The 21382-nt window shown below is 64.4% G+C and carries 21 protein-coding genes; 13 read left to right on the top strand and 8 right to left on the bottom strand.

Annotated elements, in window-relative coordinates; translation table 11 throughout:
- Position 1 precedes the first annotated feature (1 nt).
- From ACKVEX_RS05270 to ACKVEX_RS05250, 5 genes are read left to right on the top strand one after another with little or no spacing between them, the layout of a single operon-like run.
- The gene (locus ACKVEX_RS05270) at positions 2-841 is read left to right on the top strand and encodes an XrtA system polysaccharide deacetylase (RefSeq protein WP_473214654.1); all 840 of its coding nucleotides are present in this window, start codon (positions 2-4) and stop codon (positions 839-841) included.
- Between the two features lie 17 nt (positions 842-858).
- A complete protein-coding gene (locus tag ACKVEX_RS05265) occupies positions 859-1905 on the top strand; it encodes a FemAB family XrtA/PEP-CTERM system-associated protein (RefSeq protein WP_473214653.1) in 1047 nt (348 codons plus the stop codon).
- A 10-nt stretch (positions 1906-1915) separates the two neighbouring features.
- On the top strand, positions 1916-3436 hold the full coding sequence (gene xrtA, locus ACKVEX_RS05260; RefSeq protein ID WP_473214652.1) for an exosortase A: 1521 nt from the start codon (positions 1916-1918) through the stop codon (positions 3434-3436).
- Complete coding sequence (locus ACKVEX_RS05255; RefSeq protein WP_473214651.1) at positions 3433-4623, top strand: TIGR03088 family PEP-CTERM/XrtA system glycosyltransferase; 1191 nt, start codon at positions 3433-3435, stop codon at positions 4621-4623. Before xrtA ends, ACKVEX_RS05255 begins: the two co-directional genes overlap by 4 nt.
- A 50-nt stretch (positions 4624-4673) precedes the next feature.
- Positions 4674-6614: an XrtA/PEP-CTERM system amidotransferase gene (locus tag ACKVEX_RS05250; RefSeq protein ID WP_473214650.1), complete on the top strand. Its 1941-nt coding sequence runs from the start codon at positions 4674-4676 to the stop codon at positions 6612-6614.
- A 69-nt stretch (positions 6615-6683) separates the two neighbouring features.
- Here ACKVEX_RS05250 and ACKVEX_RS05245 read toward each other — a convergent pair whose 3' ends face one another.
- From ACKVEX_RS05245 to cysQ, 4 genes are all read right to left on the bottom strand, one after another.
- On the bottom strand, positions 6684-7142 hold the full coding sequence (locus ACKVEX_RS05245) for a DUF411 domain-containing protein (protein WP_473214649.1): 459 nt from the start codon (positions 7140-7142) through the stop codon (positions 6684-6686).
- Positions 7143-7439: 297 nt separating this feature from the next.
- A complete protein-coding gene (locus ACKVEX_RS05240) occupies positions 7440-7844 on the bottom strand; it encodes a type II toxin-antitoxin system VapC family toxin (RefSeq protein ID WP_473214648.1) in 405 nt (134 codons plus the stop codon).
- Positions 7837-8079 carry an AbrB/MazE/SpoVT family DNA-binding domain-containing protein gene (locus ACKVEX_RS05235; protein WP_473214647.1) on the bottom strand — a complete coding sequence of 81 codons (243 nt, stop codon included), beginning with the start codon at positions 8077-8079 and terminating at the stop codon, positions 7837-7839. Before ACKVEX_RS05235 ends, ACKVEX_RS05240 begins: the two co-directional genes overlap by 8 nt.
- A gap of 95 nt (positions 8080-8174) precedes the next feature.
- The gene (gene cysQ / locus ACKVEX_RS05230) at positions 8175-8960 is read right to left on the bottom strand and encodes a 3'(2'),5'-bisphosphate nucleotidase CysQ (protein WP_473214646.1); all 786 of its coding nucleotides are present in this window, start codon (positions 8958-8960) and stop codon (positions 8175-8177) included.
- 121 nt (positions 8961-9081) lie between these two features.
- On the opposite strand from cysQ, the gene cysD reads away from it, so the two are divergent.
- The 8 genes from cysD to ACKVEX_RS05190 all read left to right on the top strand — a co-directional run bounded on the left by cysD (position 9082) and on the right by ACKVEX_RS05190 (position 16100).
- The gene (gene cysD / locus ACKVEX_RS05225; RefSeq protein WP_473214645.1) at positions 9082-9981 is read left to right on the top strand and encodes a sulfate adenylyltransferase subunit CysD; all 900 of its coding nucleotides are present in this window, start codon (positions 9082-9084) and stop codon (positions 9979-9981) included.
- Positions 9981-11888 (top strand): sulfate adenylyltransferase subunit CysN, encoded by a 1908-nt coding sequence (gene cysN, locus ACKVEX_RS05220; protein ID WP_473214644.1) that lies wholly within the window; start codon positions 9981-9983, stop codon positions 11886-11888. Before cysD ends, cysN begins: the two co-directional genes overlap by 1 nt.
- Positions 11889-12025: 137 nt before the next feature.
- A complete protein-coding gene (locus tag ACKVEX_RS05215; RefSeq protein WP_473214643.1) occupies positions 12026-12268 on the top strand; it encodes a type II toxin-antitoxin system CcdA family antitoxin in 243 nt (80 codons plus the stop codon).
- Positions 12268-12567: a CcdB family protein gene (locus tag ACKVEX_RS05210; protein WP_473214642.1), complete on the top strand. Its 300-nt coding sequence runs from the start codon at positions 12268-12270 to the stop codon at positions 12565-12567. The genes ACKVEX_RS05215 and ACKVEX_RS05210 overlap by 1 nt, the downstream gene beginning before the upstream one ends.
- 231 nt (positions 12568-12798) lie before the next feature.
- Positions 12799-13038: an antitoxin gene (locus tag ACKVEX_RS05205; RefSeq protein ID WP_473214641.1), complete on the top strand. Its 240-nt coding sequence runs from the start codon at positions 12799-12801 to the stop codon at positions 13036-13038.
- 12 nt (positions 13039-13050) lie between these two features.
- Positions 13051-13470 carry a PIN domain-containing protein gene (locus ACKVEX_RS05200; protein WP_473214640.1) on the top strand — a complete coding sequence of 140 codons (420 nt, stop codon included), beginning with the start codon at positions 13051-13053 and terminating at the stop codon, positions 13468-13470.
- A 175-nt stretch (positions 13471-13645) separates the two neighbouring features.
- Positions 13646-14860 carry a TIGR04063 family PEP-CTERM/XrtA system glycosyltransferase gene (locus ACKVEX_RS05195; RefSeq protein WP_473214639.1) on the top strand — a complete coding sequence of 405 codons (1215 nt, stop codon included), beginning with the start codon at positions 13646-13648 and terminating at the stop codon, positions 14858-14860.
- The gene (locus ACKVEX_RS05190; RefSeq protein WP_473214638.1) at positions 14847-16100 is read left to right on the top strand and encodes a TIGR03087 family PEP-CTERM/XrtA system glycosyltransferase; all 1254 of its coding nucleotides are present in this window, start codon (positions 14847-14849) and stop codon (positions 16098-16100) included. Before ACKVEX_RS05195 ends, ACKVEX_RS05190 begins: the two co-directional genes overlap by 14 nt.
- 57 nt (positions 16101-16157) lie before the next feature.
- Here ACKVEX_RS05190 and ACKVEX_RS05185 read toward each other — a convergent pair whose 3' ends face one another.
- From ACKVEX_RS05185 to ACKVEX_RS05170, 4 genes are read right to left on the bottom strand one after another with little or no spacing between them, the layout of a single operon-like run.
- Positions 16158-17765 (bottom strand): hypothetical protein, encoded by a 1608-nt coding sequence (locus ACKVEX_RS05185; RefSeq protein WP_473214637.1) that lies wholly within the window; start codon positions 17763-17765, stop codon positions 16158-16160.
- Between the two features lie 11 nt (positions 17766-17776).
- The gene (locus tag ACKVEX_RS05180; RefSeq protein WP_473214636.1) at positions 17777-18739 is read right to left on the bottom strand and encodes a polysaccharide deacetylase family protein; all 963 of its coding nucleotides are present in this window, start codon (positions 18737-18739) and stop codon (positions 17777-17779) included.
- Complete coding sequence (locus tag ACKVEX_RS05175; RefSeq protein WP_473214635.1) at positions 18736-20133, bottom strand: phenylacetate--CoA ligase family protein; 1398 nt, start codon at positions 20131-20133, stop codon at positions 18736-18738. Before ACKVEX_RS05175 ends, ACKVEX_RS05180 begins: the two co-directional genes overlap by 4 nt.
- Entirely contained in the window at positions 20130-21362 is a 1233-nt protein-coding gene (locus ACKVEX_RS05170; protein ID WP_473214634.1) for a glycosyltransferase, read from the bottom strand. The genes ACKVEX_RS05175 and ACKVEX_RS05170 overlap by 4 nt, the downstream gene beginning before the upstream one ends.
- Between the last annotated feature and the right edge of the window lie 20 nt (positions 21363-21382).

The raw sequence follows: 21382 nt of genomic DNA, 5'->3' as shown, positions 1-21382 counted from the left end.
CATGAGCGACCGCATCACCAACGCGCTGACCATAGACGTCGAGGACTACTTTCAGGTTTCGGCGCTTGCACCGCACTTTCCACGCAGTCAGTGGGACGGTGTGCCGTGCCGGGTCGAACGCAATGTCGACCTGATTCTCGAACTGCTCGATACGCACGACGCCAAGGCCACCTTCTTCACGCTCGGCTGGATCGCGGAGCGCTATCCGTCGCTGGTGCGTCGCATCACCGACTCCGGCCATGAAGTCGCCAGCCACGGCTACGGCCACGAGCGCGCGAGCGCGCAGACGCCGGAGTCCTTCCTGGCCGACATCCGCCTGGCGCGCGCAGTGCTGGAAGACATCATCGGCCAGCCGGTCGTCGGCTATCGCGCGCCCAGCTTCTCGATCGGCCTGGGCAACCTGTGGGCGCACGACTGCATCGCCGAGGCGGGCTACCGCTACAGCTCCAGCGTCTATCCGGTCAAACACGACCACTACGGCATTCCGGATGCGCCGCGCTTTCCGTATCGACTGGACAGCGGTCTGATCGAGGTGCCAGTCACCACGATGCGCTGGATGGGGCGCAACTGGCCGGCGGGCGGGGGCGGTTATTTCAGGTTTCTGCCCTACGCGCTGTCGCGCTGGCAGATTCGCCGGGTCAACGCCGACGACCGGCGGCCGGCGATCTTCTATTTCCACCCGTGGGAAGTCGACCCCGAGCAACCGCGGGTGCGCGAGGCCACCGCCAAGACCCGTTTCCGGCACTACGTCAATCTCGAGCGCACCGAGGGCCGGCTGCACCGCCTGCTCAAGGATTTCGCCTGGGGGCGCGCGGACGAAGTCTTCCGCGACGCGGCCTGAGCCGGAGCGCCGAAGTCATGGATCGCCCGGTGCTCACCGTCCGCCGTTTCGCTGCCTCCGATCGCGCGCGCTGGGACGCCTTCGTGCAGGCCTGTCCGCAGGCGACCTTCTTCCATCTGTCGGCCTGGGCCGACATCATCGAAGACGTCTTTCGTCACAAGACCTGTTTTCTGTATGCCGAGCGCGCCGGCGACATCGTCGCGGTGCTGCCGCTCGCCGAGGTCAAAAGCCGTCTGTTCGGCCACGCGCTGACCTCGCTGCCGTTCTGCGTGTATGGCGGCATCGCCGCCGCGGCCGACTGCGCGGATGCGGTGGCCGCGCTGGAAGCCGAAGCCGACCGGATCGCGCGCGAGCTCGGCGTCGCGCACCTCGAATACCGCAACCTGCAGCCACGCCACACCGACTGGCCGCAGCAGGACCTCTACTTCACCTTCCGCAAGGCGATCCTGCCCGACGTCGAAGCCAACATGCTCGCGATCCCGCGCAAGCAGCGCGCGATGGTGCGCAAGGGCATCAAGAACGGGCTGGTCGGCGAGATCGACGCCACGGTCGAGCGCTTCTTCGCGCTGTACGCGGACAACGTGCTGCGGCACGGCACCCCCGCGCTGCCCCGGCGCTTCTTCGAGAAGCTGCGCGAGGCCTTCGGTGATCAGTGCGAAGTTCTGACCGTCGTCGACGCCGCCGGCACGCCGCAGTCCTCGGTGCTGAGCTTCTACTTTCGCGACGAAGTCCTGCCCTATTACGCCGGCGACGCAATGTCGGCACGGGATCTCGCCGCCAACGACTTCAAGTACTGGGAGCTGATGCGCCGCGCCTGCGAGCGCGGCTGCAAGGTGTTCGACTACGGTCGCAGCAAGCTCGGTACCGGCCCGTTCAGCTTCAAGAAGAACTGGGGTTTCGAGCCGCAGCCGCTGTCCTACGAGTATCGCCTGTACAAGCGCGACACCGTCCCGCAGAACAACCCGATGAACCCCAAGTACCGCCTGTTCATCGCGCTGTGGAAACGCCTGCCGGTCGGCGTGGCGAATGCGCTCGGGCCGCACATCGTGCGGAACCTTGGTTGACAGGGCACTCATGAGCACAACGAATCAGACTCCTTCCAACGGCTTCGCGATCGTTTCCGCGTCGCTGCTCGCCGTTTTCGTGTGGCTGGTTGCGTGGTACTGGCCGACGGCGTCACAGATCGCGGGCATCTGGGAGCGCTCCGACACCTACGCGCACGGCATGGTCGTGATACCGGTGTTCATCTGGCTCGTATGGCGAAAGAGACATGCAATCGGGGGATTGACCCCGCAGCCAGTGGCATGGATGGCCATCCCGGTCGCGATGATGGGGTCCGCCTGGTTGCTCGGCAGCATGGTCAATGTCGACGGGCTCACACATTTCGCCTTGGTCAGTATGGTCGTCCTCGGGTTTGCCGGCATGCTGGGTTGGCGTCTTGCGCGTATCCTGCTGTTCCCGTTGCTGTTCCTGTTCTTCGGTTTGCCGATCGGCGACTTCCTCTTGCCGACATTGATGCATTACACCGCGGAGTTCACCGTCTTTGCACTGCGAGCCTCAGGCGTTCCCGTGTACCAGGAAGGTTTGTTCTTCATCGTGCCAAACGGTCGCTGGTCGGTCGTCGAGGCGTGCAGCGGGATTCGTTATCTGATCGCTTCCCTGATGGTCGGATCGCTGTACGCCTACCTGAATTACCGCAGCACCGGGCGTCGTCTGCTTTTCATGGTGGTCGCACTGGTCGTGCCCATCATCGCCAACTGGGTGCGCGCGTACTTTATCGTGATGCTCGGCTACTTGACCGACAACCGGCTCGCGGCGGGCGTCGACCATATCCTGTATGGCTGGGTCTTCTTCGGCATTGTGATCCTGCTGATGTTCTGGATCGGCTCGCGCTGGCGCGAGGACGAGGTGGTCCAAAGTGTCGCCACGCCTGGGCACCCCATGGCGGCCCTATCCAAGGTGCAGGCTTTGCCGGTCGTCGCCATTTTCGCGGCGAGTGCCATGTTCCCGCTTGCTTTGAGCCATCTCGACAGGCCAGTCGTACCCTTCTCGGTCGAGCTGGCTTCGCTGCAACCCGCAGGTGGTTGGGCACTGGAGGGCGACATCCTGGATTATCGTCCGGCCTTCTCGGGTCACAGGGGCGAACTGCTGCAGACCTTTCGCCATGCCGATGGGGGGATCGTCGGTCTTTACGTGGCGTACTATGCCGACCAGCGGGAAGGGTCCGAGCTGGTCGCATGGGGCAACAGGTTGGCCAATCGGGGTCAATTCGCCGACTGGCAACTGTATGCAGAGGGCCGGGATGCGCTGGATGCTGGCACCGTGAGACGAGGCTTGCTCAGAAGCGGCAATGCAAGAATCGGTGTCTGGCATTGGTACTGGTCGAATGGTCGCACCGTCTCCAGCGACATGCTTGCGAAGATCATTCTTGCGGCTGACCGACTGACCGGACGGCCCGACGACGCCGCAATGATTGCAGTCTTCTCGCCCGTCCATGATCAACCGGACGATGTGCGGCCGCTCATCCAGCGCTTCCTCGGCGATCATCGTGACCAGCTGGAGAGCATGCTCCAAGGCGTCGAGGTGGGAAGATGAGGGAGGACCACCGACCTCTTGTCGCTCACGTGGTCTTCAGCTTTCGTACCGGAGGGCTCGAGAACGGCGTCGTCAATCTGATCAACCGCATGCCACCGGATCGCTTTCGTCACGCGATCATTTCGCTGACCGATCACGACCCGGACTTCGCCGCACGCGTCGAACTCGACGATGTCGAATACTTCGACATGCACAAGGCGCCGGGGCACGGGATCGCCCTGTACCCGGCTTTGTACCGGTTGTTCCGGCGATTGCGGCCGGCCATCGTGCACACCCGCAATCTGGCAGCGCTCGAAGCAGTGGTGCCCGCATGGGTGGCCGGTGTTCCGGTGCGCATCCACGGCGAACACGGCTGGGACGTTTCCGACCCCGAAGGTGTCAGCGTCAAGTATCGCCTGATGCGGCGGCTGTATCGGCCCTTCGTGTCGCGTTACGTGGCCCTGTCCGGCCATATCGAGCGCTACCTGATCGACGGTGTCGGAATCCCCGATGCCCGAGTCGAGCGTATCTGCAATGGCGTCGATATCCTAAGGTTCCGTAACCGGGGCCCGACGCGCCGTCGGCTGGACGGGTCGCCGTTCAATGATCCGGGGCTCCTCACTATCGGCACGGTCGGTCGCTTGCAACCGATCAAGGACCAGGTCAACCTCGTCAGGGCGTTCGCACTGGCGCGCGATCGCGGTGGTGCAGACCGGTTGCGCCTGATCATCGTCGGCGATGGGCCCTTGCGTGCCGCGGTCGAGGTCGAGATCGAAACGCAGGGCATCAAAGAGTGCGTCTGGCTCGCCGGCGAGCGTCATGACATCCCGGACATCATGAGCGCGCTCGATGTCTTCGCGCTGCCGTCCCGTGCGGAAGGCATCTCCAACACCATACTCGAGGCCATGGCCAGCGGACTGCCGGTCGTCGCGACTGCGGTCGGCGGCAACGGCGAACTCGTGCAGCAGGGTGAGACCGGTCTGCTCGTTCCGCCATCCGACAGTCCGTCGCTGGCGAATGCACTGTTGACCTATGCGAACGATCCCGAGCGAGCAGCCCGGCATGGCGCGGCCGGACGCCATCGTGCCGAATCGATGTTCAGCCTCGACGGCATGGTCGATACTTATGCCAATATGTACGAGGATCTGTTGCATGACGGTCGGCACGCTAGAGGCCACCGGCAGGCAGTCGACCCGTCGATGCGCTAGATCCTTCCCCGATTCAACCGAGCACGATCTCGAATAAGCGAACTAAGACAATGTGTGGAATCGCCGGACTCTTCGACTTTCGCGCCAGGCGTGACTTCGACCGCGCGCTGGTCCAGCGCATGAACGACGTGCAGTTTCATCGCGGTCCGGACGAGGGTGGCTTCCATTTCGAACCCGGTGTCGCGCTCGCGCATCGGCGCCTGTCCATCATCGACCTGTCGACCGGGCAGCAGCCGCTGTTCAACGAGGACGGTTCGGTCGCGGTCGTGTTCAACGGCGAGATCTACAACTACCAGGCGCTCGTGCCGGAACTCGAGGCGCTCGGCCATGTGTTCCACACCCGCAGCGACACCGAGGTCATCGTGCACGCCTGGGAAGCCTGGGGCGAGGGCTGCGTCGCGCGCTTTCGCGGCATGTTCGCTTTCGCGCTGTACGATCGCAATCGCGAAACCCTGTTCATGGCGCGCGACCGGCTCGGGGTGAAGCCGCTCTTTTACGCGGCGCTCGACGACGGCTCGGTCGCGTTCGGATCCGAGCTCAAGGTGCTGATGCAGGTCCCGGGGCTGGATCGGCGCATCGATCCGCACGCGGTCGAGGAGTATTTCGCGCTGGGCTACGTGGCCGAGCCACGCACCATCTTCAGGGGCGCGTTGAAGCTCGGCCCGGGCGAAACCTTGACCATCCGCCGCGGCCAGGCCGTGCCGAAACCACAGGTCTACTGGGACGTGCGCTTCACGCTGGACAATCCGCTCAGCCTGGAGGACGCGACCGCCGAACTCACCGGGCGCCTGCGCGAATCCATCCGCCTGCGCATGATCTCGGAAGTACCGCTCGGGGCCTTCCTGTCGGGTGGCGTCGACTCCAGCGCCGTGGTCGCGATGATGGCCGGTCTGTCCGGCGAGCCGGTCAACACCTGTTCGATCGGCTTCGACGATCCCGCCTTCAACGAATCCGCCTTCGCCAAGCTCGTGGCCGACCGCTATAAGACCAATCATCACCTAGAAACCGTGCAGTCGGACGACTTCGACCTCATCGACACGCTGGCCGCGCTGTACGACGAGCCCTACGCCGACAGCTCGGCCATCCCGACCTATCGCGTGTGCCAGCTCGCGCGCAAGCATGTCACCGTGGCCCTGTCCGGCGACGGGGGGGACGAGAGCTTCGGCGGCTATCGCCGCTACCGGCTGCACTTGATGGAGGAGCGGCTGCGCAGTGCGATGCCTTTAGGCGTGCGGCGTCCGCTCTTCGGCGCGCTGGGACGACTGTATCCCAAGGCCGACTGGGCGCCGCGCATGTTTCGCGCCAAGACTACCTTCCAGACGCTCGCACGCGACTCGGTACCCGCCTACTTCCATTCGGTGTCTATCCTGCGCAACGAGATGCGCGACAGCCTCTATTCGGACGCCTTCAAGCGCGAACTGGCCGGCTACAGCGCAGAAGAGGTGTTCCAGCGCCACGGCGCGAATGCCGGCACGGACGATCCGCTCGCGCTGGTGCAGTATCTGGACCTGAAGACCTACCTGATCGGCGACATCAACACCAAGGTCGACCGGGCCAGCATGGCGCACTCGCTCGAGGTGCGCGAACCGCTCATGGACCACGAGCTGGTCGAGTGGCTCGCGACGCTGCCGTCCAGCCTGAAGGTCCAGGGGCAGGAGGGCAAATATGTATTCAAGAAGGCGATGGAGCCGCATCTGCCCAACGACGTGCTGTATCGACCCAAGATGGGCTTCGCGGTGCCGCTGGCGCGCTGGTTCCGCGGACCGCTGAAGCAGCGGGTACGCGACGCGGTCCTGGGCGAAACCCTGGCCTCGACGGGCATCTTCAACCCGCAGTACCTGCGTCATCTGGTCGATGCGCATCAGTCCGGCCGGCGTGACTACAGCTCACCGTTATGGACTCTGCTGATGTTCGAGGCCTTTGTCCGCAATCAGCAGGGCGCCGGTTCAACGGCGAACCAGCAACCCGAAGCAGCCGCGCTCACCTGCTGATCCTGCGCATCGTTCGAATGCATTATTGCGTTAGCCGGGCGTCTTGCGACGTCTGCCCGACGGCGTCGTTCAATGACTGGAAAACACCCCGACGGTGTTGCCATCCGCGTCGAAACTGATCACGTCGTACTTGTCCGCCGCGTAAGGCCCTTCCATGCCCGGCGAGCCCAGCGGCATGCCGGGTGCGGAGATGCCCGCGATTGCCGGCTTCTCTGCCAACATGCGCTTCACGTCGGAAGCCGGCACATGGCCCTCGACCACGTAGCCTCCGACCGTCGCGGTATGGCAGGAGCCGAGCGCCTCCGGCACGCCGGCCTCGCTCTTCACCAGCGCGATGTCCAGCGTGCTCACTTCCTTCACCTCGAAGCCGTTCTCGCGCATATGGTCGGCCCATTTGCCACAACAGCCGCACTGCGGGTGTTTGTACACGATCACTTCCGGGTCTGCCGCCTGCACGACACCCGCTAACAGCGTACCGGCAAACACAAGCCCGGTGACGAAGTGCGTCAGTTTCTTGATTGACCTCATATCGAACTCCAACAAGTCGAACAATGTGCTTCACATCGATGTGCTCAAGCGACATTCTGCCAGTCGGGGGCGTCATCGCACGAAGCTTACAAAGATGTAATGGATCTGCAAGCTTCGGGATGGTCGGGCAAGCGCATGAACGGTCGTGGGAGGCTTCAGTCCCGGTCACCAAGCGCCTTTCGCGCCTCGCGGCGCTCCCATACAGGCCATCGCAAGCTTCGGGGTAAGCGGCGCGAGCCGCGATCTAAGCTTATTCGTTGCAATTCACTGTGGCGTTCTCGGACGTCGCTCTCAACGCTAAGGTGTGATCAACTCCACCGTCGGAAAGTATTGCCGATAACTGCGCGCATCGCGGGTCAGAAGCGGAGCGCGGATCACGGCGGCGTGCGCACCGATCAGGAAGTCCGGCAGCACATTGGTCTTGTGACCGCCGGCGCGGCGGTACTGCACGAATGCCTTTCCGGCGAGAAACAGTGCCGGTTTCGGGATCTCCTCAAACGCGAGACCAAGCGTCCCGATCGTCTCATCCAGACTCTCGAAACTGGAAAAAGTCAGGGAGAGTTCGGCGAAGATGATCGGATTGATGGTCAGTCGATGGACCTTTGACTGCGCGCGCAACGCCGCGATCGACCAGTCCGACCAGTCGGGATCGTCCTCGAGCACGTCCACCAGCACATTGGTGTCGACCAGCAGGTCACTCATCGCCGCGCAACAAGGCCATCAACGCATCGGTGCGCCATTTGACATCCGCTTTGCCGCGCACCGCGTCGAAACGATCGGGGCGGGTTCGACCTTCGTCCTCATCCGCCTTACGCAACACCACATTGCCGTTCCGGTCCACCGAGAATTCGACCGAGCAGCCGGGTTCGAGGTGCATCGCGTCCCGGATGTGCTTCGGCACCGTGACCTGTCCCTTGCTGGTGATTGTCGTCGACATGACCTACCTCGTGTATTACTAACGTGAAAAGTGTAATACCCGAAAAGGGTGAGCGCAACGATGTGTGGTGCTGAAGCCCGAATCGGACGGCCGCATCAGGCGTCCCGCCCCGCCGCGACGAAGAACGGATTCGCGAAGTCCGGCTTCGCATAGAGCAGCGGACCACCGTCGAGTTCGGTCAGACGTCCGCCGGCCGCGGACAGCACTGCGTGCCCCGCGGCGATGTCCCATTCCATCGTGCGCCCCAGGCGTGGATAGAGGTCGGCTTCGCCGCTGGCCACCAGACAGATCTTCAGCGACGATCCGGCATTGCGCAATGCGGCCATCTTGCGTCCGGCCAGAAACGCGTCCAGCGCGGCCGGGTCGCCATGCGAGCGGCTCGCCACCACGGTCAGGCCTTCGGGTGGGGGCGTGCGCACCTCGATCGGACGACGCTTGCCGTGTTCCTCGACGAAGGCGCCATGGCCGACGAGCCCGGCAAACAGGCGATCGAGGGCCGGCGCGAACACGATGCCGAGCACCGGTTCGCCATCCTCGATCAGCGCGACATTCACCGTGAACTCGCCGTTGCGGCTGATGAACTCCTTGGTGCCGTCCAGCGGATCGACCAGCCAGAAGCGTTCTCCCACCTGCGGGATGCGCCCGGCGGCGACTTCTTCCTCGGCCACGATCGGGATGTCCGGGGTCAGCCTCGCCAGCGCAGGCAGGATCAGCGCTTCGGCCCGCTCGTCCGCTTCGGTCACGGGCGACGCGTCGCCTTTGCCCCGCACCGCGAAATCGGTCGCATAAACCTGCATGATCAGCGCGCCGGCGTCGCGTACGATCGGGAGCAGGGCTTCGAGGAGTTCCTGGCGAGGCGAAGAGTTAGTGGTTGTTGTCATCCGGTCGGGATTAACATTCATGTGATCGAACCATTATATGGTCAGCTAACCGGCCTGCTGGCATATGACGATTTTGTCACTGTGCCGCGAACCCGCACCGCCATATCGTCAGAGGAAATAAATGCCGCTCACCCACCTTCAGCGCCTCGAAGCCGAGAGCATCCACATCATGCGCGAGGTCGTCGCCGAGGCCGAGAATCCGGTCATGCTCTATTCGGTCGGCAAGGACAGCGCGGTGATGCTGCATATCGCGATGAAGGCCTTCCACCCGGCGGTGCCGCCGTTTCCGCTGCTGCATGTCGACACCCGCTGGAAATTCCGCGACATGTACATCTTTCGCGACCGCATGGTCAAGGAATCCGGCATGGACCTGCTGGTGCACATCAACCCGGACGGTGTCGCCAAGGACATCAACCCGTTCACGCACGGCTCGGCCATCCACACCGACATCATGAAGACCGAAGGGCTCAAACAGGCGCTCGACAAGTACGGCTTCGATGCGGCCTTCGGCGGGGCGCGGCGCGACGAGGAAAAGTCCCGTGCCAAGGAGCGCGTGTGCTCGTTCCGTTCGACCCAGCATCGGTGGGATCCGAAGGTCCAGCGTCCGGAACTGTGGAAGCTCTACAACGCGCGCAAGCACAAGGGCGAGTCGATACGCGTGTTTCCGTTGTCCAACTGGACCGAACTCGACATCTGGCAGTACATCCACCTGGAGAACATCCCGATCGTGCCGCTGTACCTGGCCGCCGAGCGCCCGGTGGTCGAGCGCGACGGCACGCTGATCATGGTCGACGACGACCGCATGCCGCTGCATCCGGGCGAAAAGCCGATGATGAAGAGCGTCCGCTTCCGTACGCTCGGCTGCTACCCGCTCACCGGCGCGATCGAGTCCAGCGCCGAGACGCTCACCGCCGTCATCCAGGAAATGCTGCTCACCCGTACCTCCGAGCGCCAGGGCCGCGTCATCGACCATGATTCGGCCGCATCGATGGAAAAGAAGAAGCAGGAGGGGTACTTCTGATGGCTCACGTATCCGACCTGATCGCCACCGACATCGACCAATACCTGAAGCAGCACGAGACCAAGAGTCTGCTGCGCTGCATCACCTGCGGCAGCGTGGATGATGGCAAGAGCACGCTGATCGGGCGGCTGTTGTACGAATCCAGGATGATCTTCGAGGACCAGCTCGCGGCGATCGAGGCCGACTCGAAGAAGTGGGGCACGCAGGGCGAGGCGATCGACTTTGCGCTGCTGGTCGACGGGCTGGCCGCCGAGCGGGAGCAGGGCATCACCATCGATGTGGCCTATCGCTTCTTCTCCACCGACAAGCGCAAATTCATCGTCGCGGACACCCCGGGCCATGCGCAATACACCCGCAACATGGTCACCGGCGCCTCCACCGCGGATGCGGCGGTGGTCATGATCGATGCGCGCAAGGGCGTGCTCACGCAGACCCGACGCCACAGCTACCTTGTGTCGCTGATCGGTATTCGCCACGTGATCGTCGCGGTCAACAAGATGGACCTGGTCGATTATTCCGAGGCCACCTTCCGCAGCATCGTCGAGGACTACCTCGCGTTCACGGAGAAAATCGGCCTGGAGAACATCACCTTCATCCCGATGTCGGCCTTCAAGGGCGACAACATCACCGCGCCGAGCGACCACATGCCGTGGTACCACGGCACCACGCTGATGGGCTTTCTCGAGACCGTCGAGATCGACGAGGAGCGCATGCAGCGCCAACCGTTCCGGCTGCCGGTGCAGTGGGTCAACCGCCCCAATCTCGATTTTCGTGGCTTCGCCGGCTGCATCGCCGGCGGCGTGGTCAGGGTCGGCGATCGCATCCGCGTCCAGCCCTCGGGCAAGGAAAGCACGGTGGCCCGCATCGTCACCGGCGACGGCGATCTCGATGAGGCCATCGTCGGCCAGTCGGTCACGCTCACGCTCGCCGACGAGATCGACATCTCGCGCGGAGACGTCATCTCCGCCGCCAGCACCCCGGCCGGCACCGCCGACCAGTTCGAGACCACCATCATCTGGATGAGCGACGAGCCGCTGCTGGCCGGTCGCCCGTATCTGCTCAAGATCGGCACCCGCACGGTCAGCGCGACCATCACCGACATCAAGTACCAGGTCAACGTCAACACGCTCGAACACATGGCCGCCAAGACGCTCGAACTCAACGCGATCGGCGTGTGCAACATCAACCTCGACCGCCAGGTCGCGTTCGACGCCTATGCGGACAACCGCGACACCGGCGGCTTCATCCTGATCGACCGCATGAGCAACGGCACGGTCGGCGCCGGCCTGATCCACTTCGCGCTGCGCCGGGCGCACAACATCCATATGCAGCACGTCGATGTCGACAAGGCCGCGCGCGCCGCCGCCAAGCGGCAGAAACCCTGCGTGCTGTGGTTCACCGGCCTGTCCGGTGCGGGCAAGTCGACGATCGCCAACCTGGTCGAGAAGCGCCTGCATGCGATGGGCCGCCACACCTACCTGCTCGACGGCGACAACGTGCGCCACGGTCTCAACAAGGATCTCGGCTTCACCGATGCCGACCGCGTCGAGAACATCCGCCGCATCGCAGAAGTCGCCAAGCTCATGGTCGATGCTGGCCTGATCGTGCTGACCGCCTTCATCAGCCCCTTCCGCGCCGAACGGCAGATGGCTCGCGGTCTGGTCGAGGAGGGCGAGTTCATCGAGGTCTTCGTCGACACGCCACTGGCCGTCGCCGAAGAGCGCGACGTCAAAGGCCTCTACAAGAAGGCCCGTCGCGGCGATCTCAAGAATTTCACCGGCATCGACTCCCCCTACGAACAGCCCGAAGCCCCGGAACTGCGCCTGGACACCGTCACCTTCGACCCGGAAAAGGCCGCCGACGCCGTCATCGAGACACTGCGGCAGCGGGGAATCATCGAAGCGTGAAAAGGGGCCATGTCACTTGAGGCCGACATCAGGTCACTCGGGTGGCCATGCGATTGCGGTAGATGCACATCTACGATGTTGTAAAGTATGCGCACTTCCACTAGCATCGAGCCATCGCATAGATTAAGGCTGCTGCTATGGCATACGCACACGTACAAGCACCCAAGAAGGCGACCAACGTCTCGCTGGACGAGTCCCTCCTGGCGGAAGCCAAGGAACTGCGTATCAATGTCTCGCAAGCTGCTGAAGCGGGTGTGGCAAGGGCGGTCGCCGAGAAACGTGCCGAGCTTTGGGTCGCCGAGAATCAGAAAGCATTCGAGTGCTGGAATGCCTACGTGGAGAAAAATGGGTTGCCGCTTGGCAAGTACAGGAGCTTCTGATGGCACGGTTCGCCGTCTACAAGAATCCTGACGGACCGGGCTATCTGTTGGACTTGCAAGCCGACATCAACAGTCATTTCGCGACACGCGTGGTGGTGCCGTTGCTTCCGGTTCAAGAGGTGCCTTTCCCCGCAGCCACGCTCAACCCGGTTTTCGAAGTCGAAGGGGCGCGGTTTGTGATGGCAACCCAAGGTCTGGCAGCGGTTCCGCTGGCCATCCTGAAACATCCGGTGACTTCGCTCGAGCAGCGGCGAACCGAGATCGCTGCGGCGGTGGACTTCCTGTTTCAAGGTTTCTGATTACGCCGCAGTCCCATCGGAGCGCGGTTGTAGCCCGTGGCGCGGGAAAGCCCGTAGTAGGGTGGAAAAGCGAAGCGCCTCCCACCAAGCCAGACGTAGGGCACCATTCTCCGCCAGCCACGATCGACACGTCGGCCGCGGTGAACAGCGCCTTCGGCTGATCCCCCTACCGGCCTTGACCGCCGATTGCGTCCGGCCTATGCTTTTGCATAGGTCAAATCAGGAAATCAAATGGAGTCTGCACGACACGTTCGTCTGTTTCGCAATGGCCGCAACCAGGCTGTTCGCATCCCGCGCGAGTTCGAACTGGATACCGATGAGGCCATCATGCATCGCGACGGGGATAATCTGGTGATCCAGCCGGTGCGCAAGCGCCGCCTGCTCGCACTGCTGGCGACGCTGGAGCCGGAAGGGGATGCGTTTCCGGACGTCGATTCCGATCTGCTTGAAAACGACGACGTCGAGCTGTAACGGAATCGAATCGTGCCGAGTGTGCGTTACCTTCTCGATACCAACATCATTTCCGACCTTATCCGGAATCCGCGCGGTGAAGTTGCCGAACATATCGCGCGGGTCGGGGAGCAAAACATCTGCACCAGTATCGTGGTCGCGTCCGAATTGCGCTTTGGTGCGCGAAAAAGCGGCTCATCCAAGCTTCAGCAAAAGTTGATGCAAATCCTGAACGAACTCGAGATCCTGTCGCTTGAACCCCCTGCAGATCACCATTACGCCTCGATCCGGGCGCACCTGGAGGCGCGTGGAACGCCGATCGGGCCAAACGACATGCTCATTGCCGCTCACGCGCGGGCGAACGGCATGGTGATGGTGACGCGCAACGTGGTCGAGTTTGCTCGCGTGCCGGATCTGCCGGTCGAGAACTGGCTCGACGGCGGGGATGCATGACGGGCGTGGTTCATGGCGATCTTGTATCGCCTATGCCCCGGCTCGGGAACTTTAACTCTTTCTCGACTAGGTCTGAGCGGGCACGCGGGCTTGGCCTATTGGCGAAGCGGTCCGGACGGTGATCCGTGCGCTATTACCGCCCCAGCGAACCCGATGCGACCTACAATGCGACCCCATGCGCATTCTTCACATCCTCGACCATTCCTTGCCGCTGCATAGCGGCTACACCTTCCGCACCGCCGCGATCCTGCGCGAGCAGCGTGCACGCGGCTGGGAGACCCATCACCTGACCTCGCCGAAGCAGGGCCGGGTCGACGTTTCGAGCGAAGTGGTCGATGGCCTGGAGTTTCACCGCACGCCCTTCGTCGCGGACGAACCCCCGGTGCTCGGCCTGCTGCGCCAGATGAAGGCGACCGAGCGGCGCCTGGAGGAACTTGCCACACACCTGCGGCCGGACGTGCTCCATGCGCACTCACCGGTGCTCGATGCGATTCCGGCGGTCCGGGTCGGGCGCCGGCTCGGTATCCCGGTGACCTACGAGATCCGCGCCTTTTGGGAAGACGCGGCGGTCGATCATGGCAGCACCCGCGAGGGCAGCGCGCGCTATCGCCTGACGCGTGCGCTGGAAACCTGGGCGCTGCGCCGGGTCGATCACGTGTTCACCATCTGCGAGGGCCTGCGGGCCGACATCGTCGGGCGCGGCATTGCCGCAGACAAGGTCACCGTCATTCCGAACGCAGTCGATATCGACAACTTCCAGCTCTCGGGCGATCCCGACCCGGTGCTACGCGCCGAGCTCGGCCTGGATGGCGCCACCGTGCTCGGTTTCGTCGGCTCCTTTTATGCCTACGAAGGCCTCGACCTGTTGCTCGACGCCTTTCCGTCCATGCTCGCGCGGCGTCCGGACCTGCGCATCCTGTTGGTCGGCGGCGGTCCGCAGGATGCCAACCTCAAGGCTCAGGCGCAGCGGCTCGGCGTGTCCGACAAGGTGGTCTTCACCGGCCGCGTGCCGCACAGCGAAGTCAGCCGCTACTACGACCAGATCGATCTGCTCGCCTACCCGCGCCATTCGATGCGCCTGACCGAACTGGTCACGCCGCTCAAACCGCTCGAGGCCATGGCGCAGGGGCGGCTGTTCGTCGCGTCCGACGTCGGCGGACACAAGGAACTCATCCGCGACCGCGAAACCGGCCGCCTGTTCGCCGCCGGAAGCGCGTCCGCCCTGGCCGACACGGCCGAGGACATGCTCGCAAACCGTGACCAGTGGCCCGCCATGCGCGCGGCCGGACGTCACTTCGTCGAGGACGTGCGCAACTGGAAGAACAGCGTCGCCAACTACGCGGCCGTCTATCAGCGGCTGAGCACACGTGTCGCACATGCGCGCGCCTGAGCACGGACCGTCCCACAGCGTGGTGACGCAGCCGTCGGAATCCTTGCCGCCACTGCTCTATCTCGTCCACCGCATACCGTATCCCCCCAACAAGGGCGACAAACTGCGCTCGTTCAACATCCTGCGCCAACTCGCGAAGCGGCATAGGGTGTATCTGGGGACCTTCGTCGATGATCCGGACGATCTTGCGCATGTGGCGCGACTGCGCGAGTGGTGTGCGGACGTGTTCGCAGTGACCATCGATCCGCACCGCGCCCGCATCGCCAGCCTGCGCGGCCTGCTGACCGGCGAGGCGCTCAGCCTGCCGTACTACCGCGATGCCGGCATGCGTCGCTGGGTCACCGAAACCGTCGCCGCACATGGCATTCGTGACGCGCTGGCCTTCTCGGGCCCGATGGCGCAGTACCTGGATGCACCCGGCCTGACCTGCCGCGTGATCGACTTCTGCGATCTCGACTCGTCCAAATGGACCCAGTACGCGCCAGACCGCAGTTGGCCGATGTCGTGGCTGTACCGGCGCGAGGGCGAGCGTCTGCTCGCGTTCGAGCGCCAGTGGGCGGAGCGGGTCGACGCGAGCACCTTCGTCACCGAGGCCGAAGCCGACCTGCTGCGACATCAATTGCCTGCGGTGGCAAACCGCATCCACGCGGTGCAGAACGGCGTGGACGCCGAGTTCTTCTCGCCCGCGCACGCATTCGAATCACCGTATCCCGCGGGCGGTCCGGTCATCGTATTCACGGGCGCCATGGACTACTGGCCCAACATCGACGCGGTCACCTGGTTTGTTAACGACATCCTGCCCGGTATTCGTGCCGAACTGCCCGCGGTACGCTTCACCATCGTCGGCATGAACCCGGCCCCCGCGGTGCAGGCGCTGGCCGGCTCGGGCGTCGTCGTCACCGGCAAGGTGCCCGACGTGCGTCCCTGGATCGCCCATGCCGACCTCATCGTCGCGCCACTGCGCATCGCCCGTGGCATCCAGAACAAGGTGCTTGAAGCCATGGCGATGGGCAAGCCGGTCGTCGTGTCGGCCGCGTCCGCGACTGGTCTCGATGGGGAAGTGGGGCACGACTTCGTCACCGCCGTCAGCGCTGCCCAGTTCATCGACACCTGTCTCTCACTGCTCGGCGACCCGGAACGCCGCAAGCGGGTCGCAGCCAGCGCGCGCGAATGTGTCGAGCAAAAATACAGCTGGCAGGCGCACCTCACGCGGTTCGACCAATTGCTCGACGCCAGCTGACCGAATGCCAGTGGCGTCACCATGCGCCGGGCAATCAATCAGCCCTCGGCGAGCGGGCTAGGGTGCTCCTCCCCCTTCAAGGGGGAGGCTGGGAGGGGGATGGGTTGTGGGCCCCGGATTCAACACCCGCACTGTCTCAGGCGTCATCCGCAATGCACGCTCGAAGCGCATCCCACCCAGGTCGACACGCCAGAGCAACTCGCCGCGCACCTGCTTCAACACCTCGCGTCTGCTCGCCTGCCGTCGCCCCAGTCGACCGCCAAGAAAGCGCCAGTCCAGCGCCGCGATGGCGCGGGCGACGAGGCCTCCCGGCGGGCGACGAGTCAAGGCTACCGGATGCCCGTGCAGCGTAATCACGATCGTATCGCGCTCTTCTCGTACCTCGACTTCGTCGAAATCGGTCAGGCCGTAGAAGAGCCCATCATGCTCGATCACCGGCGTCCAACCGGCGAGGGTGGGATTTTTGCGCAAGCGTGCCAGCGCCAACCGGCGTGGAACCAGCTCGCAAAGCGCATCACCGCGTCCGCTTGCATGTAAGGGCACCCCACCGGCATAGCGCAACTCCGCCTCGGTCAGGCTGAAGGCCTGCGGCAGCTGCCCACGCGTGCCCAGCACCAGGCACCCGCCTGCGGCATTACGCATGCACAATACCCCCGCCTGCTGGTCGTGGAAGACTCCCGGCTCGTCACCACGCCATGCAACCCGGTGCGTTGCAAGCCCGTCGGCGTCGATTGGTCCCAGCCAGCGACAGATGCCAGTCATCGCTGCGGCCCAGGCGTTGTACACCGACAGGTGCATATAGTTGTCCCAAGCCGCATCGGCCTGCTGGTGCCCGAAGGGGTCGAGCCACAACAGGCCGTCTGCCCGCCGCTGGGCTGAAACGCGGCTTGCCAGCGCGGTCACCGGCGAGGCCTGGTGGTCTACGTCCTGTCCCAGCAACGCCATCGTCCCCAGCAGGCAAGCGTCGCCGAACAGCGCGTGGTTGCTGCGTCCCAGGCCGCCTGCATAGCCGGCAGCATCCCAGCAATGGACCAACCAGCCGAAAAGCCGGCGCAGCTGCGAGAACAGGGCCGGGCAGGGTCGAAGTCTTGCCGCCAGCGCGGTCAGCAGCAAGGCCTTATGGTGATAGGCGAAGGGCGTGGCCACCCGTCCGTCGGCTGCCGGTTGGGCAGGGTAGTCGATGAAGGCGCCGTCGCGCGTCGTCCAGTGCGCGAGCAGGTCGCAAAACGCTTGTTGCTCGACGGCAAGCTCCGCTTCCGGGGCCTCGATCAGGCGCGACAGTTGCGCCAGCAGTACCCAGTTGTTGGAGGGGTAATCCCGGGCCAGCGTACAACGCGCATGGGCGGCCGTCAGGCGTGCGAGCTGAGGGGCACTGGCGCCACGTTTCTCGAACACCTGCCTGCACAAGCCCAGCAGCAACCGGTTGAAGGGCAGGTGCCCGATCTGCTTCGGATCCAGCCGGGTCCATGCGTCGATTGGCGCCAGTGCGTCCTCAAGCACAATCCCCTCGTCGCAGGCCATCGCCAGCGCGAGGCTTGTCTGCGCGTAGTGGTCGCTTGGCGTGGGCGCATCGTCATGCGGGTCGTGCAGGGTGCCCGCATCGTCGAGCAAAGCCACCAGCGACGGCAGCAAACCCTTTTGCAGGTCGCTCAGCGCGGAATTCATCGCCACCCGGCTCACGCCATCAGGGTGCGCAGCAGGCGCAGTCCGAAGCGGGCGGGCGTGCGGTCCCACGGCGTGAAGCGCGGCAGCTGGAAAGGGTCGGCGCCGACACGTGCCGCAGCCGGCGCGGTGGACACCGCCAGCTCGAAACCGCACTCGCGCGCCATTGCGGCATGCCCCTCCGCGTAGTCCTTGCCCGGCCGCCCGTTCGGGTAGGCGAAAAGGCGGATCGGCCGACCCAGGCATTCCTCGAGGTCGCGCTTGCCGCACTCGATCTCTTCCCGTGCCTGCTCATGCTCGAGCCGGGTCAGAATCGGGTGGTTGCGCGTGTGCCCGCCGATCTCCACCCCGGCCGAACCGGCCAGCGCACGCAGTTCGTCGCTGGTCATCATCAGGTCGTCCGGCAGGCTCACCCCAAAGCGTTCGGCCAGCGCCTCGACCGCATCCTGCCGCTGGGCCATCGGTTGATACTTGAACTGCCCGATCAGCTTGTGGATGAGCCCGATGCGGCTCGCCGCCCCGTCGAGCATCACCGTGCCCACGCCGATGTCCGCCAGGTCGCAATAGCCTTCGGGCAAACGGCGCACCAGCTCGATCAGGGTGTCGTTGAACATCCTGCCGCCATCGAGAAATCCGGTCGCCACGAAAAACGTCGCCGGCAGCCCATGTCGCTTCAGGATCGGCCAGGCTTCGGTCAGGTTGTCCGCGTAGCCGTCGTCGAAAGTGATGCATGCCGCACGGCCCGGCAGGCGCCCTTCGCCCAGCAGGCGGCCGGCCTCGGCCAGCGGCAACACCTTGAAGTGGCGCACGACCAGGGCCATCTGCCAGTCGAAAGCGACCCTGTCCGGCGTATCCGGCAGCAGTGGGTCAGGGGTCGGCAGCACTCGGTGATAGATCAGTATCGTCAGCCGGCTCCTCGGCCCGGCGGGCGAGGCCAGCGACAGCGCAGCGGTCAGCGGGTGGAAAAGCGTGCTCATTGCTCGGTTCGTGCAGGTTGCGCGTGGCTCTGCGGCCCTTGTTCGCGGTGGACGTTGCAGATGATATGCCGGAATTTGCCGTTGGGCAGGGGGGGAATGGTGTCAACCTGCCGAATCCCGACCTCGAGCCGGCCTCCGAGCAGGGTTTCGAGGTGGCGGCCGAGCCTGTCGGCGCACGCGTCGGTCAGGGCATCGTCGAGGCACAGCAGCACCTCGACCCGCTCCAGCGTCTGCTGCTCGATGCGGTAGGCGCGCAAGCCGGCGATATCGCGCATCAAGTGATTGACCGCGCTGCCGTGTATCCAGGCGCCGTCCGCCCCCACCAGTCCGTCATTTGCCCGACCGGCCACCTTCTCCAGCACGGGCAGCCCCCGGCCGCAGGGGCAGGGCTCATCTCCGAGCACGCCCCTGTCGCCAGTGCGATAGCGAATGAAGGGAAACTCCGGTCCGGCCAGATTGGTAACCACGATGTCGCCTTCCTCGCCATGGGCGAGAGGCTGACCGTGTTCGTCCACCACCTCCACCACCACCTCCTCGGCGGTGATGTGCAGCCCACCGTGCGGGCACTCGCGGGCGATGAAACCCGCATCCCGGGCGCCATACTCATTGGCCACGCCACAACCGAAAGCGCCCGAGATCGCTTCGCGCCATTCCGGCCGCAACACCTCGGAGGTGCAAAACGCCACCCGAATCCCCAGGTCGTCCATGCGCATGCCGGTTTCGCGGGCGCGAAAGGCAAGCTGCGCGAGGGCCGAAGGGTAGCCGAACAGCATTCGCGGCCGGTAGTCGCGCATGCCGGCAAGAATCGCGTCCATACGTGCCGCGTTAAGGCCATGGGTTGGAATCAGCCGCGATCGGAAAAGCGCGTCGCGAAGCGCGCGCACCCGGTCCTGATGCCCGGTCTCGATCGCCGAACCCCACAGCACCGCCTCCCGGTCGCCCAGATCCACGTCCCACCAGCGGGTCGCACGCCACTTTGCCGCAATGTCAAACGCGACCCGATGCCGCCCCAGCAGAAAGGCCAGCGGCTCGCCGGACGACCCGCTGGTGCGCTGCTGCGCCAGGCCGCTCGCGCCATCGGCCCGCAAGCCGGCGAAGTTCGCGCGGATCATCGCCTTGTCGCTCGTCGGCAGCATCGCCAGCGCGCTCGCGTCGGTGAAATCCCCGGCGCGCAGACCTCGCTCGCGAAACAGGTCCCGGTAAAACGGCACCTGCTCGGCCACGCTGGCCATGAACACCGCCAGCCTTTGCCCCTGTTCGGCCCGCAAAGCCTCCGCCGGGAGCCACTGGGTGCGCTCGATCTCGCGCAGTATCGAAACCGTGTCGTGGCCCTTCAGGCGCTCGTGCAGGGGGAACAACAGCCCGGCCACCACACGACTGTATAACGCGCTCACGCCTTTGCCGTCGCGGTCCGGGTGTCGGTGCCGGCATCGTGTATGGCGCCGAAAGCCTCAACGAGTTGCGGAATGCGTGTCTGCCATGCGTTTGCTCGCGCGTGCGCAAGAATCCTGCTCTGGTCCCACTGCTTGTCCAGCGCGCGGATCAGGGCATCGCGCAGCGCATCGGCGTCGCCATAGTCCACAAGCAGTCCGATTTCTTCGTTGGCCACAACCTCGGCATTGCCACCCACGCGAGTGGTTACGATCGGCACCCCGCAGGCCGATGCTTCCAGAAACACGTTGGCCCAGCCTTCGAAGCGGGTCGCCAGCACGAACACATCCCCGGCCGAATACACGTGACGCAGGGCATCCGGTGCCACCGCGCCGATGAGATGCACACAATCCTTCAGCCCCAGCCGCTCGATCTGTGCGACAAGTTCGTCCCGGTTGTTGCCCTCTGGGCTGGCGCCGCCCGCCACCACGAATTGCAGCGTCGGATAACGCTCGCGCAGGGCAGGTATCAGTTCGATTACCCGGTGGAAACCCTTGCGCTCGGTGAGCCCGCCCACCGAAACCAGGACTCTGGCATCAGCCGCTAATCCCAGCTTTTCACGGCACTTCACCGGGTCTTCCGGGCCGAAGCGGTCCAGATCAACACCATTGCCGACCACCTGAACATGATCTGGCGACTGGCCCCAGCTTATCGCGTCCTGCCGCAGCGAGTCGGCCACCGAGAAAACCCGCGCCGCATCGGTCAAGGCCTGATCGATTTGCGTCTTCTGCAGGCGGCTCGCGCCAAAGCGCAACAGGCTACCGCGCAGCGTGATCGTGTAGGGCACCTTAAGCCAGCGCGAAAGCAGGCGTGCAGCCACTCCGTCCGGATACACAAAGTGCGAATCGATGACGTCGTAGCCGAAATCCTGCTTCAGCCGGCGCATGGTGCCCAGAGACCCTAGCGCCTGCAACCAGGCATCGGTCCACTTGAGAAAGCCGGGAAAGCACAAGAACCGCGGGTGATAAACCCGAACCCCGTGCTGATCCTCGACTGGCGCAACCTCCGGCCGGAAGTGCGGTCGGAACCGACGGATCAGCCCCTGAAACGGGAACCACGGTACCGGCGATACCACCACCAGATCAAGTTCGCCGGCCACCCGGCGCATGCGCTCGCGCACGAACAGGCCGTAGTTGGGTTGGGCGTGATTAGGGTAGACGCGGCTGTAGACAACCAGTCGTGGTCGGGTCATGCAAGGAGTCTCAGCATTGT

Source organism: Denitraticella aggregata, assembly GCF_048158365.1.
Taxonomy (GTDB): Bacteria; Pseudomonadota; Gammaproteobacteria; order Burkholderiales; family Rhodocyclaceae; genus Azoarcus_F.
The sequence above is the reverse complement of the archived record's forward strand: the minus strand, read 5'-3'. Positions and strand labels throughout refer to the sequence as shown.